Genomic DNA, 896 nt, shown 5'->3' with positions numbered 1-896 from the left:
CCCGTGGCTCCAGTTGCCCCGGTGTCGCCAGTTGCACCAGTCGCGCCGGTATCGCCGGTCGCACCTGTGGCACCGGTGTCACCAGTAGCGCCCGTTGCGCCGGTATCGCCCGTCGCACCCGTGGCTCCGGTATCGCCGGTCGCACCCGTTGCGCCGGTATCACCAGTCGCGCCGGTATCGCCAGTAGCGCCCGTTGCTCCGGTATCGCCGGTCGCACCCGTCGCACCGGTATCACCAGTTGCTCCGGTGTCGCCAGTTGCACCAGTCGCGCCGGTATCGCCGGTCGCACCTGTGGCACCGGTATCACCAGTAGCGCCCGTTGCTCCGGTATCGCCAGTAGCGCCCGTTGCTCCGGTGTCGCCAGTAGCGCCCGTGGCTCCGGTATCACCAGTTGCTCCGGTGGCCCCGGTATCACCCGTGGCTCCAGTTGCCCCGGTGTCGCCAGTTGCACCAGTCGCGCCGGTATCGCCGGTCGCACCTGTGGCACCGGTATCGCCGGTCGCACCCGTGGCTCCGGTATCGCCGGTCGCACCCGTGGCTCCGGTATCGCCGGTAGCGCCCGTTGCTCCGGTATCGCCAGTAGCGCCCGTTGCTCCGGTATCACCAGTAGCGCCCGTGGCACCGGTATCACCAGTTGCTCCGGTGGCCCCGGTATCGCCAGTCGCACCAGTCGCGCCGGTATCGCCGGTCGCACCCGTGGCTCCGGTATCGCCAGTAGCGCCCGTTGCTCCGGTATCACCAGTCGCGCCCGTCGCACCGGTATCACCAGTTGCTCCGGTGGCCCCGGTATCACCCGTGGCTCCAGTTGCCCCGGTATCGCCAGTCGCACCTGTGGCACCGGTATCACCCGTGGCTCCAGTTGCCCCGGTGTCGCCAGTTGCACCAGTCGCGCCGGT

Annotated in this window: 1 protein-coding gene; it reads right to left on the bottom strand. The window is 69.3% G+C overall.

Going from position 1 to position 896, the window contains the following annotated elements; all coding sequences use genetic code 11:
- Window positions 1–896, bottom strand: an 896-nt coding sequence (locus tag AC04SH_RS34875) for a beta strand repeat-containing protein (RefSeq protein ID WP_488578083.1), incomplete at both ends; no start/stop codon positions are given.

The sequence above is a fragment of the Mesorhizobium sp. CNPSo 4688 genome (genome assembly GCF_057784295.1).
This window is presented reverse-complemented; position numbering and strand designations above follow the sequence as displayed.